The sequence below is a fragment of the Streptomyces cellostaticus genome, from assembly GCF_001513965.1.
GTDB lineage: Bacteria > Actinomycetota > Actinomycetes > Streptomycetales > Streptomycetaceae > Streptomyces > Streptomyces cellostaticus.
This window is the reverse complement of sequence record NZ_KQ948029.1, coordinates 160,296-178,065: the sequence shown is the minus strand read 5'-3', so window position 1 is coordinate 178,065 and position 17,770 is coordinate 160,296. Positions and strand designations below refer to the sequence as shown.

General features: G+C 71.2%; 4 protein-coding genes and 2 pseudogenes. All 6 read right to left on the bottom strand.

From position 1 onward, the window contains the following. Positions 1–2: 2 nt before the first annotated feature. Positions 3–6,467 (bottom strand): annotated as a pseudogene (locus AQI88_RS26315) (type I polyketide synthase); the annotation flags it as partial. Between the two features lie 114 nt (positions 6,468–6,581). Then, positions 6,582–12,140: pseudogene (locus AQI88_RS26310) on the bottom strand (type I polyketide synthase); the annotation flags it as partial. 84 nt (positions 12,141–12,224) lie between these two features. After that, positions 12,225–15,326 (bottom strand): type I polyketide synthase, encoded by a 3,102-nt coding sequence (locus AQI88_RS26305; RefSeq protein ID WP_079057806.1) that lies wholly within the window; start codon positions 15,324–15,326, stop codon positions 12,225–12,227. A gap of 52 nt (positions 15,327–15,378) precedes the next feature. Next, a complete protein-coding gene (locus AQI88_RS26300) occupies positions 15,379–16,116 on the bottom strand; it encodes a thioesterase II family protein (RefSeq protein WP_067003778.1) in 738 nt (245 codons plus the stop codon). Next, positions 16,113–17,363 carry a cytochrome P450 gene (locus AQI88_RS26295; RefSeq protein ID WP_067003776.1) on the bottom strand — a complete coding sequence of 417 codons (1,251 nt, stop codon included), beginning with the start codon at positions 17,361–17,363 and terminating at the stop codon, positions 16,113–16,115. Before AQI88_RS26295 ends, AQI88_RS26300 begins: the two co-directional genes overlap by 4 nt. Next, positions 17,360–17,626: a phosphopantetheine-binding protein gene (locus AQI88_RS26290; protein ID WP_067003774.1), complete on the bottom strand. Its 267-nt coding sequence runs from the start codon at positions 17,624–17,626 to the stop codon at positions 17,360–17,362. Before AQI88_RS26290 ends, AQI88_RS26295 begins: the two co-directional genes overlap by 4 nt. Positions 17,627–17,770 lie beyond the last annotated feature (144 nt).

Genomic DNA, 17,770 nt, shown 5'->3' with positions numbered 1-17,770 from the left:
ACTTACCTCTTCTCATCCAGAGCCAGCTCGACCAGTGCTTCCAGGTCCAGGTCCGACAGTTCGTCCGTACCGGTGTCCGCGTCCGCCACCTGTCCGTCGCCGCTCGGCCGGACCGGGTCGGCGCATGCCAGGACCAGTTCCAACAGGCCCGCGCTGCGCAGGCTGTCGATCGGGACGCTGCGCAGCACTTCGCGGATCTCCGCGTCCTCGGACGAGCCCGGGTCCGGTGCCGGACGCAGCAGGCCGACGAGGTGCTCGCCCAGCTCGCGTGGGGTGGGGTAGCTGAAGACGAGGGTGGTCGGCAGGCGCAGTCCGGTCGAGGAAGCCAGGCGGTTGCACAGTTCGACCGAGGTCAGCGAGTCGAATCCGAGCTGGGTGAACGCCTGGTCGACGTCGACGACCGCGCCGGACGGGTGTCCGAGCACGATGGCGACCTGGTCGCGGACCCAGTCCAGGACGGCTGCCTCCGCCTCGTCGGCCGGCAGGGTGACCAGCCTGGCGGACAGAGCGAGAGCGCCGCCGTCCTTGGCCGTGCTCGCCCTGTTCCGGCGTGGACGACCGCCGTCGGCGAGGTCGCGCAGGAGCAGCGGCACCTCGTCACCGCTCTTGTTCCGCAGCGCGGCGACGTCCACCCGGGCCGGGATGAGGACCGGCTCGTCGATCGCGCACGCCGAGTCGAACAGGGCCAGTGCCTCGGGTGTCGGCATCGCGGCGATGCCCATCCGCCGCAGCCGGGACAGGTCGGCCTGGTCCAGGTCCCCGGTCATGCCGCTGCTCTGCTCCCACCAGCCCCAGCACAGCGAGGTGCCGGCCAGGCCGGACGCCCTGCGCTGGGCCGCCAGACCGTCCAGGAACCCGTTCGCCGCGGCGTAGTTGGCCTGTCCTGCGGTGCCGAGCGTGCCCGCGAGGGCGGAGAACTGGACGAACGCCGACAGGGTGTGTCCCTGGGTCAGCTCGTGCAGGTTGACCGCACCGCCGGCCTTGGCGCGCAGCACGCGGTCGAGGCTCTGTGCGGTCAGCGACTCGACGGTGCCGTCCGCCAGCACACCTGCCGCGTGCACGACCGCCGTCAGCGGGTACTGACGGGGCATGTCCGCGAGCAGGTCCGCCACGGCAGCCCGGTCGGCGACATCGCATGCCACGACCCGGACAGCCGCGCCCGCCCCCTCCAGGTCCGCAACCAGCTCGGAAACCCCGTCGGCCGCCATGCCCCGACGGCTCGCCAGCAGCAGACTCCGCACGCCGTGTTCGGCGACGAGGTGCCGCGCCACCAGCGAACCCACTCCCCCGGTCCCGCCGGTGACCAGCACGGTGCCGCCGCCGAAGCCGTCGCCCACCTCGAAGACCAGCTTGCCGACGTGGCGGCCTTGGCTCATCTCGCGGAAGGTCCTGCGCGCGTCGCGGATGTTCCGGACGGAGACCGGGTTCAGCTGCACCCGTCCGTCGGCGAACAGCTCCATGACGGCCCGGAACATCGCGTGGATCGTGTCCGGGCCCGCCGCGTAGAGGTCGAAGGCCTGATAGTCGACTCCGGGGTGATCGGCTGCCACCCGGCGGGGATCGCGGATGTCCGTCTTCCCCATCTCGATGAAGTTCCCGCCCTCGGGGAGCAGCGTCAGCGAGGCGTCGACGAAGGTGTGCGCGAGGGAGTTCAGCACGACGTCCACACCGCGGCCGCCCGAGGAGTCCAGGAACTTCCTCGCGAACTCCAGATCGCGCGACGATGCCAGGTGCTCGTCGTCCAGTCCCAGGGCGCGCAGGGTGGGCCACTTGGCCGGGCTCGCGGTGCCGTAGATCTCGGCGCCGACGTGCTTCGCCAGTTGAACGGCGGCCATCCCGACGCCGCCTGCCGCGGCGTGGATGAGAACCCGCTGTCCCTTCTCCAGCTTCATCACGTGGAAGAGCGCGTAGTAGGCGGTGAGGAAGGTGCACGGCACAGATGCCGCCTCGGCGTAGCTCCACCCGTCGGGGATGGGCATGAGCATGCGGTGATCCGCCACGGCCACGCGGCCGAAGGCGCCGGAGAAGATGCCCGTCACCCGGTCACCCGGCGAAAGACGTGTCACGTCGTCCGCCACCTCCAGCACCACTCCGGCGCCCTCGCTGCCGAGCCCGGCGTCGATGGCCGTCCTGTCCACCAGCCCCAGAGCGATCGTGACGTCTCGGAAGTTGAGCCCCGCGGCCTGTACGGCGATGCGGACCTGCCCGCTCCTCAGGGGCTCTTCCACCTCGGGGCACGCCACCCAGGTCAGGTTCTCCAGCGTCCCCTTGTCCGGGATGCCCAGCCGGTGAGCGCCGGCCGCCGGGGGCTCGATCCGGTGGTCCGCGGGTGCGGTCGGCGTGATGCGGGGGACGAGGTACGCGCCGCCGCGCAGCGCCAGTTGGTCCTCACCGAGGGCGAGCGCGTCCGGGAAGCGTGCCCAGGAGGTCTCCTCGTCGTCGAGGTCCACCAGCCGGAACCTGCCGGGGTGCTCCGTCTGGGCGGACCGGATCAGGCCCCACACGGACGCGCCGGGCAGGCTTTCGACGCTCTCCCCGCCACCGGTGTCGAGGGCCAGGCGGGTGAGCACCACCAGCGTGGATTCGGAAAGGGGTTCCTCGGCGAGGAACCGCTGGACCCAGTCCAGCACGCGCTGGTCCGCGTTGCCGGCCGCGGCGAGCAGATCGGGGCCGGCGGCGACGAAGTCGTCCAGACACAGGACGAGGTGCCGGGGTGCCTCCCCCGAGAGGACGTCGTCCAGGGACTCGTAGCACACGGCACTCGCGCCACCCGCTTCGCAGAGCCGGGAGGCGAGGCCGTTCTTCGCACCGAGAACGCCCCACTGCCCGTGGTGGGTTTCCTGCCCGCTCTGTCCGACCGGTCGCCATCGCAGTTCGTACAGCGACTGCTCCTGCCCGCCGCGCGCCGAGCGCACCTGCTCGGCACTGGCCGGCCGGAACGTCAACGCCTCGACGTGCGCGATCCTGCGGCCGTGCTCGTCGGCGATCGTCAGGGACACGACGCCCTCGCCGGCCGGGGAGAGCCGGACCTTCACGCTCGGGCCGCACTCCCCGGACAGGTCCGCCCCGGACCACGAGAAGGGCATCCAGCCCTGGTCGCCGGTTACCTCGATGACGCCGCCGGCCACCGCCGCGTGCAGCACGGAGTCGATCAGCGCCGGATGCAGTCCGAACCGGCCGCTGTCCGATCCCTCGGCGGTCTCGGGCAGTGTGGCAAGGGCGAAGAGATCATCACCGTGCTGCCAGACCTCTCGCAGCCCGCGGAACGTCGGCCCGTAGTCGAAGCCCGCCTCCGCGAGGGAGTCGTAGAGACCGTCGATGTCGAGCCGCCTCGCCCCGGCCGGTGGCCACACGGCAAGCGCTCGCGTGTCATCGCTGCGCGCGGCGGTCTGCGGTGTGCTCGGTGACAGAGTGCCGCTCGCGTGACGGGTCCAGCCGCCCACCGTCGGGCCGTCTTCGCCGGGACGCGCGTACACGTCCAGGCAGCGGCGTCCCGTCTCGTCCGCCGCACCGACGACGATCCGCACCTGCACGTCGCCCGAGTCGGGAAGAACCAGGGGAACTTCCAAGGAGAGTTCCTCGACCGCTGCACAGCCGACGACATCGCCGGCCGACAGCGCCAGGTCCAGGTAGGCCGTCGCCGGTACGACGACGGCTCCGAACACGGCGTGATCGGCCAGCCAGTCGTGGGTCCGCAGGGACCACAGGCCGGTGAACACCACCTCGTCGGTGCCGGGGTGGTCCACCACAGCGCCCAGCAGCGGGTGCTCCGGAGCCGACAGGCCGGCGGAAGCCACGTCCGCCGGCTCCGTCCCGGCCAGGAAGTCCAGCCAGTACCACTGCCGCTGGAACGCGTACGTCGGAAGATCCACCCACCGACGCGTCCCGAACAGGGCGTCCCAGTCCACGGACCCGCCCTGGACGTGGAGTTGGGCGAGTGCTCCGGTCAGCGCCTCGGCCGCCCCGCGGTTGCGCCGTGACGCCGACAGGACCACCGCGTCGTCCACGCCCTCACCGGCGAAGGCCTCCTGGGTGATGCTCGCCAGCGTCGATCCCGGCCCCACTTCGAGGAAGACGTTCGCTCCGGCCGCACGGGCGCACTCCACCGCGTCGTAGAAGCGAACGGGTTCGCGGACGTGCTGCACCCAGTGCTCGACGGATGTCAGCTCCTGGAGCGTGGCCACGCGGCCGAGCCTGGTCGAGACGATCGGGATCGACATCTCGCCCGCGGGGAGCTCGTGGATCGATTCCGCGAACTCGTCCAGGATCGGGTCCATGAGCGGGGAGTGGAACGCGTGGTCGACCTCGAGCAGTTTCGCGGACGTGCCGTCGGCGACGAGCCGGTCCCGGAGGTCGTGGACCTCGTCGCAAAGGCCCGAGACCACCACCGATTCCGGGCCGTTGACCGCGGCGATACCGATGCGGTCGTACGGGCCGAGCAGCGTGCTCACTTCGGTTTCCGAGGCGCGTACCGCCAGCATGGCGCCGCGCTCACCGACCGTCTGCATGACCCGTCCGCGGGCGGCCACGAGCCTGGTCGCGCCGTCCAGGCCGAGCACTCCGGACACGTGAGCGGCGGCGATCTCGCCGACAGAGTGGCCGATCAGGTGGTTCGGCTGCGGACAGTACTGCGCGATGAGCCGGTACAGGCTGACTTGCAGGGCGAACAACGCCGGCTGGGCGATGTCCGTTCGCTCGCGGTCCGCGGGCTCATCCGCGAGGAGCAGCGGCTTCAGGGCGAAGGGCAGGTGGGCGTCGAAGCGTGCGCAGATCTCGTCGAGGCTCTGCGCGAAGACGGGGAAGGTGTCGTACAACTGCCGTGCCACGCCTGCCCACTGCGATCCCTGCCCCGGGAACATGAAGACGGTGGCGCCGAGCTCCCCGGCGACACCACGCACCACCCCGGCGGACTCCGCGCCGTCGCTCAGCGACGCCAGAGCGCTCAGCAGCTCGTCCCGGTCGCGGCCCAGCAGCACCGCACGGTGTTCGAACCGCGCCCGGCCCGACGCCAGCGACCAGCCGACATCGGCGAGGTCCAGGCCCGCATCGCAAGCGGCGAAATCGCGCAGCTTCTCCGCCTGCGCCCGCAGCGCCTGCTCCGACCGCGCCGACACGACCCAGGGCACCAACCCGTCGGCCTCGCCCGGAACTTGACCGGCGGCGCCGGGCGCCGTCTCCTGTGCGGGCGCCTGCTCGAGGATCAGGTGCGCGTTGGTGCCGCTGGCCCCGAAGCTGGACACGCCTGCCCGCCGGGGCCGTCCCGGTGCGCTGGTCCACTCCCTGGCCTCGGTCAGCAGCTCCACCGCCCCGGCCGACCAGTCCACGTGCGTCGACGGACGGTCCACGTGCAACGTCCTGGGCAGCACCCCGTGGCGCATCGCCATGATCATCTTGATGATCCCGCCGACACCCGCGGCCGCCTGCGTGTGGCCGATGTTCGACTTCAGGGACCCCAGCCAGAGCGGGTTGCCCGGGTCCCGGTCCTGCCCGTAGGTGGCCAGCAGCGCCTGTGCCTCGATGGGGTCGCCCAGCGTCGTGCCGGTCCCGTGCGCCTCCACCACGTCCACATCGCCCGCCTGCACCCGGGCGTTCGCCAACGCCGCCCGGATCACGCGCTGCTGCGCCGGACCGCTCGGCGCGGTCAGTCCGTTGGAGGCTCCGTCCTGGTTGATCGCCGAGCCGCGGATGACCGCCCAGATCCGACGCCCGCTCCGCTGCGCGTCCGAGAGCCGCTCCAGGACCAGCATCCCGACGCCTTCGGAGAAGCCGGTGCCGTCCGCCGCGTCCGCGAACGCCTTGCACCGGCCGTCCGCCGACAGACCCCGCTGCCGCGAGAACTCCCGGAACACCTGCGGCATCGCCATGACGGTGACGCCCCCGGCCAGAGCGAGGCCGCATTCGCCCTGCCGCAGCGACTGCACCGCCTGGTGCACCGCCACCAGCGACGACGAGCACGCGGTGTCGGTCGACACCGCCGGGCCCTCCAGCCCCAGCGTGTACGCCACGCGACCGGAGGCCACACTCAGCAGGGAACCGGTCTGTGCGTAGCCCGAGATGATCTCGGGGGTGAAGAAGTGGTTTCCGTACCCGAAGTACGCAAGACCGGCGAACACGCCGGTGTTGCTGCCGCGCAGGGTCTGCGGGTCGATACCGGCTCGTTCCAGGGACTCCCACGAGGTCTCGAGGAGCAACCGCTGCTGCGGGTCGGCGGCCAGCGCCTCGCGCGGGTTGATCCCGAAGAACTCGGCGTCGAAATCACCCGCGTCGTGCAGGAACCCGCCCGAGCGCGTGGAGCAGCTGTTCGGCCGGTCCGGATCCGGGTCGTACAGGCCTTCCAGGTCCCAGTTGCGGTCCTGCGGGAAGTCCGACACGACGTCCGCACCCGCCTGCACCAGTTCCCACAGCGCCTCCGGGGACGCCGCCCCGCCCGGGAAACGGCAGGCGACACCCACCACCGCGATGGGCTCGGCAGCGGCCTCCGTCAGCTCCTTCAGGCGCTTGCGTGTTTCGATCAGCTCGATCGATGTCCGCTTGAGGTAGTCGAGAACATCGGCGTTGTTGTCGTTCGTCATCGCTCTCCCCTAGCCGAGCTCTTTGTCCAGCAGCGAGAGAAGCTCTCCCGCCGAGGCCGAACTGATCTGGTCGACGATGCCGACCGATGATCCGGCGCTCGCCATAGAACGGACTCGGCCCTGCAACTCGCCGAGCAGAGTGGAAATGGTGGCCTGCTCCTCCTGCGCGAGCTCGAGGAAGGCGTCCTCCAGCCGTGCGCCCAGTCCTTCGATCTCCTTGGCCAGGTGATCAGCCGGAGATTCCGGGCCGGCTGTGGAGCCGGGGGTGACACTCGCGTTCAGGAACTGCGCGAGGGCGCTCGGGTTCGGATGGTCGAACACGAGCGTGGCAGGCAGCTTCACGCCGGTCACCGCTGCCAGCTTGTTCCGCAGCTCCAGCGCGGTGAGCGAATCGATGCCCAGTTCCTTGAACGTCGCGGTGGGACCGATCCTCCTGATGTCGGCGTGTCCGAGGACGATCGCGGTCTGCGCCCGGACGGCACCGAGCACCATCGCCTCCGCGTCGGCCGGCCGCAGCGACCTCAGCTGCTGCGCGAGTCCGATGTCGGTGGACTCCCGGCTCTCCGAGCCGCCGGGTCCGGCAGACGTCCGGGTCAGACCGCGCAGGAGCGGCGAAGCCATGGGGGCGGCATGCGGCGCGTGCAGTGCTGAGAGATCCAGTCGCGCCGGCACCAGCACCGGCTCGTCCCGCGAGATCGCCGCGTCGAAGAGCGCGAGCCCTTCCCGCGACGACATCGGCAGCACACCCTGCCGTTGCAGGCGTACGACGTCCGCCTCGCCGATGTCGGCGACCATCTCACTGCGCTCCGCCCACAAGCCCCAGCACAACGAGCCGGCCGGCAGTCCCGCGGCCCGACGGGCTTCCGCAAGGCCGTTGAGGAACGCGTTGGCCGCCGCATAGTTGGCCTGCCCCGCCGTGCCCAGCACACTCGCGACCGAGGAGAACAGCACGAACGCGGACAGGTCCAGATGCCTGGTCAGCTCGTGCAAGTACCAGGCACCGCGCACCTTCGGCGCAAGGACCGCAGCCACGCGGTCCTCGGTCAGCGCCTGGACGACACCATCGTCCAGCACACCCGCGCAGTGGATCACCGCCGTCAACGGGTGCTCGGACGGCACCGCGGCGATCAGCCCGGCAACGGAGTCACGGCTCGTGACATCGCAGGCCACGACCTCGACCTGCGCCCCCGCCTCGGTCAACTCCTCGCGCAGCCCTGCCGCTGCCGGAGCCGCCTGCCCTCGCCTGCTGGTCAGCACCAGCCGACGCACCCCGTGCCGCTCCACGAGGTGCCGGGCCAGCATCGCCCCCAGGCCGCCGGTACCTCCCGTGATCAGCACCGTCCCGGTGCCCAGAGCGGGCACGTCCTGCGTCCCGTCGAGGGACCCGCGACCGGCGGACGCACCGTGGGCGTGTGCCAGTTGCGGGATGGTCACGAGGCCGGCTCGGATCTTGAGCTGGGCTTCTCCGGTTTCGGCCGCCGCCGGGACGCAGGCCCACGAACCGGGCTGGTCGTCGGTGTCCACGAGCGTGAACCGGCCCGGGTTCTCGGTCTGCGCGGTGCGCACGAATCCCCAGATCGCGGCCGCCGCGGGGTCGGTGTGGGGACCCTGGTCGTCGTGGATCGCCTGCCGCGTCACGATGACCAGACGTGAGTCGGAGAACCGGTCGTCGGAGAGCCAGTCCTGCGTCCACCGCAGCACGCGGTGGAGGTTCTGCTCGACGGCAGCGGGTGTGTCTGCGCCGTCCGCGCCCGATCGGTCGAGGCCGGCGATGACGACAGGGGGTATCTCCCCACCGGATGCGGCGAGTTCCTCGAGGCCGGCGAAGACCGCCCCGTACTGTCCCAGGGATGCGGTGACCGCGTCGGGTGCTCCCAGCACCGCGTAGCGGCCTGTGGCTTGAGCGGATGAGACCGGGAGGGGGACCCAGTCCACCCGGAACAGCGAGTCCTGGTGGTCGAAGCTCAGCTCGGTCAGCTGCTCGACGTCCGCGGGCCGCAGGCTCAGCGATGCGACACCGCCGACCGGTGCTCCGCTCTGGTCCGCGAGGGTCACGGACAGCGCGTTCTCCCCCGCGGGCGCGAGCCGGACGCGCAGCGCGGCCGGCCGGCCGGAGTTCACGCGGATGCCCGTGCAGCGGTACGGCAGCCAGCCTTCGGGCCGGGAGTTGTCGACGGTCTGCCCCAGGCCGACCGGGACCAACGCGGCGTGGAGCAGCGCCGGGTGGATCCGGAACCGGCTCCGGTCCGCGCCGTCGAGCGCGGGCAGCTCCACCTCCGCGAACAGGACGTCGTCGCGGCGCCACACCTGCTTCACACCGCGGAACAGGAGACCGTTGCTGAACCCGAGGGCGGACAGCCTGGTGTACTCGTCCTCGAACGGCACGCTGACCGCGCCCGCGGGAGGCCACGAGAGGAGGCCTTCCTCCGCATGGGTTCTGGCGGGGTCGGATCCGACGACCCCGACGGCGTTCCGCGTCCACTCGGGTTCGCCCTCACCCCGTGAGTGCACGCTGATCACACGCTTGCCGTCGATCACGACGCGGATCTCGCGATCGGCGGTTCGGGACAGCACCAGCGGTGTTTCCAGGGTGAGTTCGTCGACGACGTCGCATCCCGCCTTGTGCGCCGCCCACACCGCCAGCTCCAGCAACACCGTTGCCGGCACCAGGACGGCACCGTGGACCACATGGCCGGCGAGCCATGGGTGGCGCTCCAGCGACAAGCGCCCGCTGCCCGCCACTCCACCGCGCTCCTGGTCATCGGGCAGATCGATCACGGCATCGAGCAGCGGGTGGTCCGAGGTGCTCCCGGTCGTTGTCTCGTCGGGCGCATTCAGCCAGTAGCGCTGCCGCTGGAAGGCGTAGGTGGGCAGCTCGACCCACCGGCCCTCCCAGCCCGGGAACGCCGCCTCCCACGAGACCGCGACGCCCGCCACGAAGGCCTCGGCCGCCGACCGGTACCAGCGTGCGAGGCCGCCCTCGCCGCGGCGCAGCGTGCCCACGACGGCGGCCTCGACCCCCGCGCTGTCCAGGGTCTGTTCCACACCGACCGTCAGTACCGGGTGGGGCGAGGCCTCGATGAAGAACCGGAAGCCCTGCTCGGCCAGGGCCCGGGTCGCCTCCTCGAAGCGGACCGTCCGGCGCAGGTTGGCGTACCAGTACTCGGCGTCGAGTTCCGTCGTGTCCAGCCAGTCGGCCGTCACCGTCGAGAAGAACGGGATCTCGGCCGTACGCGGCTCAAGTCCAGCAAGAACACGCACCAGTTCGTCGTGGACGGCCTCCACGTGCGCGCAGTGGGAGGCGTAGTCCACCGGGATACGGCGAGCCCGCACCTCGTCCGCCTCGCAGGCGGCCAGCAGCGCGTCCAGCTCGGCCACGTCACCCGAAACCACCACGGACGTGGGCCCGTTGACCGTCGCAACCGACAACCCGCCGGTCAGACGCGCACGTACGTCCTCCACCGGCAGCGCGACCGACACCATGCCGCCGCGTCCCGACAGCGCCAGGATCACCTTCGACCGAAGCGCGACCACGCGCGCGGCGTCCTCGATCGACAGGGCACCCGCGACACACGCGGCGGCGATCTCCCCCTGCGAGTGGCCCACAACAGCCTCAGGCTGCACCCCGTACGAGCGCCATACCTCGGCCAACGACACCATCACAGCCCACAGCACCGGCTGCACGACATCCACCCGCTCCAACGCCTCGGCATCCCCGAGCACGTCGAAGAGGGACCAGTCCACGTACGGCGACAGCGCGTCGGCGCACTCACGCATCCGCTGCGCGAACACCGGGGAGGTCTCCCACAGCTCCCGCCCCATCCCGGCCCACTGCGACCCCTGGCCCGGGAACACGAACACCGTCTTGCCCACCGGATTCGCGACTGCGGACACCACAGCGGCGGGACCGCTCTCGCCACCCGTGGCAACGGCGGCCAGGCCGGCGAGCAGTTCGTCCCGGTCGGCGCCGATCACCACCTGACGGTGCTCGAACAGTGAGCGCGTCGTCAGCAGCGCATACCCCACGCCCGCGACCGGCAGGTCCGCGTCCGCGGCCACGTACTCCCGCAGCCGCAGCGCCTGCTCCCGCAGCGCCTGCTCCGACCGCGCCGACAGCACCCACGGCACCGCCCCGGGGAGGCCGGTGGACGCCTGGCCGGTGGTGGAGTCCACGGCTGGACGGGCCGGGGTCTCCTCCCCCTCGGGTGCCTGCGCGAGGGTCTCGGGTGCCTGCTCAAGAATCAGGTGCGCGTTCGTGCCGCTGATGCCGAAGGACGACACCCCCGCGCGCCGGGGCCGTCCCGGTACGCTGGTCCATTCCCTGGGCTCGGTCAGCAGCTCCACCGCCCCGGCCGACCAGTCCACGTGCGTCGACGGACGGTCCACGTGCAACGTCCTGGGCAGCACCCCGTGGCGCATCGCCATGATCATCTTGATGATCCCGCCGACACCCGCGGCCGCCTGCGTGTGCCCGATGTTCGACTTCAGCGACCCCAGCCACAGCGGGCCGCCCGGCTCCCGGTCCTGCCCGTAGGTGGCCAGCAGCGCCTCCGCCTCCATGGGGTCGCCCAGCGCCGTGCCGGTCCCGTGCGCCTCCACCGCGTCCACCTCGCCGGACGACAGCCCGGCATCGGCCAGGGCTGCCCGGATGACCCTTCGCTGCGCCAGTTCGTTCGGCGCGGTCAGCCCGTTGGACGCCCCGTCCTGGTTGATCGCCGAGCCCCGGATCACCGCCCAGATCCGACGCCCCTTGCGCCGCGCATCCGAGAGCCGCTCAAGGACCAGCACGCCCGCGCCCTCGGAGAAGCCGGTGCCGTCCGCCGCATCGGCGAACGCCTTGCACCGGCCGTCCGCCGACAGGCCCCGCTGCCGCGAGAACTCCACCAACAGCCCCGGGGTCGACAGTGTCGACACCCCGCCGGCCAACGCCAGCGTGCACTCCCCGGAACGCAGGGACCGCATGGCCTGGTGGACGGCGACGAGCGACGACGAGCACGCGGTGTCGGTCGACACCGCCGGGCCCTCCAGACCCAGCACGTACGCCACCCGGCCCGAGGCCACGCTGGTGTACGTCCCCGTGCTCGCGAAACCCTCTGCTTCGCCGGCTGCTCCGCCGCCCATGCGCGGGCCGTAGTCGACGGCGTAGATCCCGGTGAACACCCCGGTGGCCGAACCTCGCAACCCGGCCGGGTCGATGCCCGCCCGTTCCAGCGCTTCCCACGACGTCTCCAGCATCAACCGCTGCTGCGGATCCATCGCCAGCGCCTCGCGCGGGCTGATGCCGAAGAACGGCGCGTCGAACTCCGCGAGATCAGCCAGGAATCCACCCGAGCGCGTGTACGTCTTGCCGTGCGCCTCGGGGTCCGGGTCGTACAGCGCCTCCAGGTCCCACCCACGGTCCTGCGGGAAGTCGCCGATCGCGTCCACACCGTCGGAAACGACTCCCCACAGCCCTTCGGGGGACGTCACCCCACCCGGGAAGCGACACCCCACACCCACGACCGCGATGGGCTCGCGAGCGGACTCCTCCAGCTCGCGCACGCGCTCGCGCAGCTGCTGCGCGTCGCCGACGGCGCGTCGCAAGTAGGACCGGAGCTTGTCGACATCCTCCACCAGGGCCTCCCCCAACGGTTGCTTAGACGAACGGTGTTGCTACACGTATCCGCGGTCGATCAATTCGTACAAATCATCATCACTACGGCTTTCCAGGCTCGTTTCCGCCACCGTTTCCGGGGCGTCGGGCGCCTCCGGTTCGAGGAGGGAGAAGAGGTGGCGACCGAGTTTTTGTGGAGTGGGGTAGGTGAACGCGACGGTGGCCGGGAGCCGCACCCCGGCCGCCGCGGTGAGCCGGTTGCGCAGCCGCACGGCCATCGAGGAGTCGAAGCCCAGGTCCTTGAAGGTCTCGGCCGACCTGGGCGCGAGATCGGCGCCCGTCAGATCCGCGTCCTTCGCGCTCAGCAGCGCTGCCGTTTCGGCGCACACGAGCGTGAGGACCGATGCTTCCGAATCCAGGTCCGCTGCCCTGGTGCTCATGCCTGGTCCGCTCGCATGCGCGCAGGTACCCGGGTGCGTGGTGTCGGTGTCCTCGGGTGCTGTCAGCCAGTACCGCTGCCGCTGGAACGCGTAGGTCGGCAGGTCGATCCGGCGCGGCCGGTCCGCGGCGAACACCGCCTTCCAGTTCACCGGCACACCACGCACGTGCAGTTCGGCCAGCGATGCCAGGACCCTGCCCGCACTCCCGTCGCGCTTGTGCAGGGTGCTCACCACCACCGGCCCGGCCGCCAGCGCGTCGGCGGTCTCCTCCATCGCGACCTGGAGCACGGGATGCGGACTGACTTCCACGAACACACCACCGCGCTCACGCATCAGGTCCTGGACGACCTCGCCGAACCGCACCGTCGAGCGCAGGTTGTCGTACCAGTACGAGCTGTCGAGCAGGCGCGTGTCGAGCAGCCCCCCGGTGACCGTGGAGTGGAACGCCACCGCTGTTTCCCTGGGCGAGACACCCGCGGCGGCCTCGAGCACACGATCACGGATGCGTTCGACCTGGTGGGAGTGGGACGCGTACTCGATTCTGACCCGGCGCACCCGGACACCGTCACCGGCCGCCCGCGCGGCGAACTCGTCCAGTGCCTCGAGGTCCCCGGAGATCACCACGGAAGCCGGCCCGTTGACCGCCGCCACGGAGAGCCGCCCGGACCACTGCCCCAACCGGTCCTCGACCCATGCGAGGGGCGCGGCCACCGCGTTCATCCCGCCCAGGGCGGCCAGCTCGGTCAAGGCCTGGCTGCGCAGGGCGACAACCCGCGCCGCGTCCTCGAGGGAGAGCGCACCCGACACGCAGGCCGCGGCGATCTCTCCCTGCGAGTGCCCCACCACCGCGTCGGGGACCACGCCCAGCGACCGCCACACCTGCGCCAGGGACACCATCATCGCGAACAGCGCCGGCTGGACCACGGCATCCCCGCGCTCCAGCGACGGCGCCGACGGCGCACCGGTCACCAGGTCGACCAACGACCAGTCCAGCCACGGCTCCAGAGCACGCGCGCACTCGTCGATCGCGTGCGCGAAGACCTCCGACTCCGCGTACAGCTGCCTCCCCATGCCCAGCCACTGCGACCCCTGGCCGGGGAACACGAAGACGACCGGACCCACCGGTCCCGCGGCCACCCCGCGAACCGCCCGCGCCGAATCACCGCCCGCCGCCAGCAGATCGAGACCGGCCAGCGCCTCCTTGCGGCCACCGCTCAGCACCACCGCCCGGTGCTCGAACGAGGACCGCGTCGACACCAGCGAATGCCCCACGTCGGCTGCCGACAGCGTCGCGTCCGCGGCCACGAGATCCCGCAACCGCGCCGCCTGCTCCCGCAGTGCCGGCTCCGTCCGCGCCGACAGCACCCACGGCACCGTCCCGGACCCGCCCGCGCAGGCCAGGTCCTCATCCGCGGCACGGGGTTCCGTCCGCGCCTCGGGTGCCTGTTCGAGGATCACGTGCGCGTTGGTGCCGCCCATCCCGACCGACGACACCCCGGCCCGCCGCGGCCGGCCCGGCGCGCTCGGCCAGGGCCGCGCGGCCCGGAGCACTTCGAAGTCCTCCTGGAAGTCGGGGACGGCGGGGTTCGGAGTCCGGAAGTCCGGATTCGGAACCAGGTGGGCGCGATCCAGGCAGAGCGCTGCCTTCACGAAGCCGACGATGCCCGCGGCCGGCTCCAGGTGCCCGACGTTCGCCTTCACCGAGCCGATCGTCAGGGGGCGGCTGCGACCGGTTTCCCGGAACACCTCGCGCAGACCGGATATCTCGGCCGGGTCGCCGAGCCGGGTGCCGGTGCCGTGGGCCTCGACGTAGTCGACACCGTCGAACGCGACAGCCGCGCGCTGGAGAGCGGACAGCACGGCTGCCGCCTGCCCGCCGGGGCTGGGGTCCGGCATCCGGGAGGACGCACCACCACTGCCGACGCCCCAGCCGCGCACCACCGCGTAGATGTGATCACCCTCGGCGACGGCGAGGTCGAGCCGCTTCAGCAGGACGAACGCCCCGCCCTCTCCCCGGACGAAGCCGTTGGCCCGTTCGTCGAAGGGGAAGCAGCGGCCGTCGGGCGACAAGGCGCCCAGGTTCGCCAGGCCGAGTCCCGCTTCCGGATCGACGATCAGGTGCACACCGCCCGCGATCGCCATGTCGACCGCGCCGCTCCGGATCCGTTCGCAGGTCAGCGCCAGCGACACGAGTGAGGAGGACTGGCCCGAGTCCGCGCAGAAACTCATGCCGCGGACGTCGAACAGGCTCGAGATCCGGTTCGCGATCAACGCACCGCTCGAGCCGAGCGCGGCGTAGGGGTCGTCCTGGTCGCTGCCGGACAGCTTGCGCAGCAGCTCGTACCCGGAGGGCGCGGCGCCGACCACGACATCGATCTCGCGGCCCGCGAGCGCGGCCGCCGGAACACGGGCGTCTTCGACGGCCTCCCAGGCGAGCTCCAGCCCGAGCCGCTGCACGGGGTCCATGGCGGCCGCCTCCGCCGAAGGCGTTCCGAAGAACTCCGCGTCGAACCCGTCGATGGAATCGAGGAACGAACCCGAGTTCACCGTGGCGGCGTCCGGGTGAGACATGTGGTCCGAGCCGGCCGCCCGATGCCCGGGAAACGTTCCGATGGTCGACTTCCCGTCCAGCAGCAAGCGCCAGAACTCACCCGGGTTGTGCACACCGGGGAAGCGGCACGACATCCCGATGACGGCAATATCAGTGGCTGCGCCACTCATACGAACCCCTTCCGGTTCCCTCGGCGTACGGCTCTTACGGGCTGCACTGCTTTCACCGCCAACAGGTCAACAGCTTCCGCAGTTCCTCCGGCGCATCCATGAAGTCGTAGTGGCCGCCGTCGACCACCCGGAATTCGACCGAATCCGAGTACTGACGCCACCCCTGAAGCTCGTCGAGGCTCACGTCGGGGTCGTCCCGCCAGTGCAGTACGACGATGGGGCAGGGCACCGCGACCGGCTCCTCGCGCCGGTACGCGCCCGCGGCGGCGTGATCGCGGAGCAGCACGGCCAGGCCCATGTCGATCATGTCGGGCCGCGGCTCGATCCCGCGGCTGCGGATGAACGACTCCAGCTCGGCGCGCAGTTCGGGCTCGGTCATGGTGAGCATCCGGTCGCGCGAGGCGTCGTGCGGGGCCGGCTGGCCCGACACGAAGAGGCAGCCCGGCCCGGGCAGGCCGAGTGCGGCGAGCCGGACCACGGTCTCGTACGCGGGCAGCGCGCCCGCGCAGTGCCCGAAGAACGCATACGGCCGGTCGAGCAGCGGCACCAGTGGTTCGACCAGGGCGGCGGCAAGGTTCTCGTAGGTGCCGTAGTGGGGATGGGCCAGCCGGTTCTCGCGGCCGGGGAACTGCACCGGGCAGACCTCGGCGTCGTCGATCGCGGCCGGCCAGGCGCTGAAGGCCGACGCCCCGGACCCGGAGAAGGGGAAGCAGAAGATCCGGGCGGGGTGCCCGGTGGACTGCGGCCGGACGAACCACGGCGAGGTGGCGGTGGTGGAGCCGGATGTCATGGCGTCTGTCGTTTCTGGGCGACGATGGGGAGGTGGGTCATCCCGGCGATGAAGTACGACCGCAGGTGCTGCGGTTCGCCGGCGAGCTCGATCGGTCCGAACCGCTGGAGCAGTTCCTCGAAGAAGATGCGCAGCGTCATCCGGGCCAGCGGTGCCCCGATGCAGAAGTGCGGCCCGAACCCGAACGCGACCTGGCGCTTCGCACCGCTGCGCGTGATGTCGAAGGTGTGCGGATCGGGGAACTGGGACTCGTCCCGGTTGGCCGACCCGATCCACGCCACGACCGCGCCACCGGCCGGGATCGTGCCCCCGCCGATCTGCACGTCGTCCACCGCGTACCGCATGAAGTTGCACGCGGCCGACGTCCAGCGCAGCCCTTCCTCGACCAGGTTCGGGACCAGCGACAGGTCGGCCTGCGCCTTCTCGAACTGCTCGGGCCGCTCGATGAGCGCGTGCACCGTGCCCGAGACGGTGTGCGGCGTCGTCACGTTGGCGCCCAGGAGAATGCTGTAGCCGTCGAGGGCGATCTCCTCGTCGGTCAGCGGCGCGTCTCCCGCGCGGACGCTCATGAGGTGGTCGAGCAGGCTGTCGTCCTCACCTCCGGCCGCCCGCCGCCGCCTGACCCACTCGGTGACGTAGGTGACGAGCTCGTGGTGGGAGATGGCCAGCGTCGCGGCTTCGCTGCCGTGCTGGAAGTGCGGGTCCGAGGGAGCCGTCACCATCGCGGTCAGCTGGACGAGTTCTTCCCAGTCCTTCTCCGGGATCCCCAGCAGCGGGCCCGTGACGATGGCCGGGAGGAGCAGCGCCCGCTCGGCCAGGTCGAAGGTGTCACCGTCGAGCGCCGGTTCGAGGAAGCGCACGATCGACCGCCGGATGCGGTCCTCCCAGGACTTCACCGCCCGCGCGGTGAGCTTGGCGCCGATCGGCCTGCGGACCTCGGTGTGCCGCGGCGGGTCGGTGGACGTCAGCAGCTTGCCCGCCGCGACGTCGTCCTGCCCGAGGTGGGTGACCACCGTGCCGCGCTCCGAGGTGAACTCCCGGTGGTCGCCGAGCACGCGGCAGACGTCCTCGTAGCGGGTCACCGACCAGAACTCCCGGCCGTCCGGCAGGACTTGGTGGTGCAGGGGCGCCTTGACCCGCATCACGTCCCAGATCGGGTGCGGGTCGCCCGATGTGTAGAGGTCCAGGTCGAACAGGTCGACGCTGTCGAGGTCGATGTCGCGCCCGGGACCAGGCGTCAACCTCACGCCGCCGCCCTCCCCTGCTCGATCAGCTCGGCGACCCGGGCGGGGGTCTGCGCCAGGTAGAAGTCGCGCACGGACAGCCGGACGCCGTAGTCCTGCGACACCCGGTCGATGATCTTGATTCCGGTCAGCGAATTGCCGCCGAGCGCGAAGAAGTCGTCATCCGCCCCGACCTCGCGGCCGTTGAGGTGTTCCCCCCACAGCTCCGCAATTTCCTGTACCAGCGACACCGGCGCGCTCGAAGGCGCGGCTTGCGACGATTCCATTGCCAGTCTTTCCTTCCTCCGCCGACCGGGAATGCCCGCTCGCGTCGTTTCCGGCCCTGTCTTCGGACCGTCACCGCCTTTACGACCACTGGGGGCCACTTACGCTGTCCCGCCGGCGAGACAAATTCTTTGAATGGCCGAATG

What these genes read in the sequence shown, in the direction of transcription:
- AQI88_RS26305 (WP_079057806.1), bottom strand. Translation starts at nt 15,326, where the DNA reads ATGAGTGGCGCAGCCACTGATATTGCCGTCATCGGGATGTCGTGCCGC.
- AQI88_RS26300 (WP_067003778.1), bottom strand. Translation starts at nt 16,116, where the DNA reads ATGACATCCGGCTCCACCACCGCCACCTCGCCGTGGTTCGTCCGGCCG.
- AQI88_RS26290 (WP_067003774.1), bottom strand. Translation starts at nt 17,626, where the DNA reads ATGGAATCGTCGCAAGCCGCGCCTTCGAGCGCGCCGGTGTCGCTGGTA.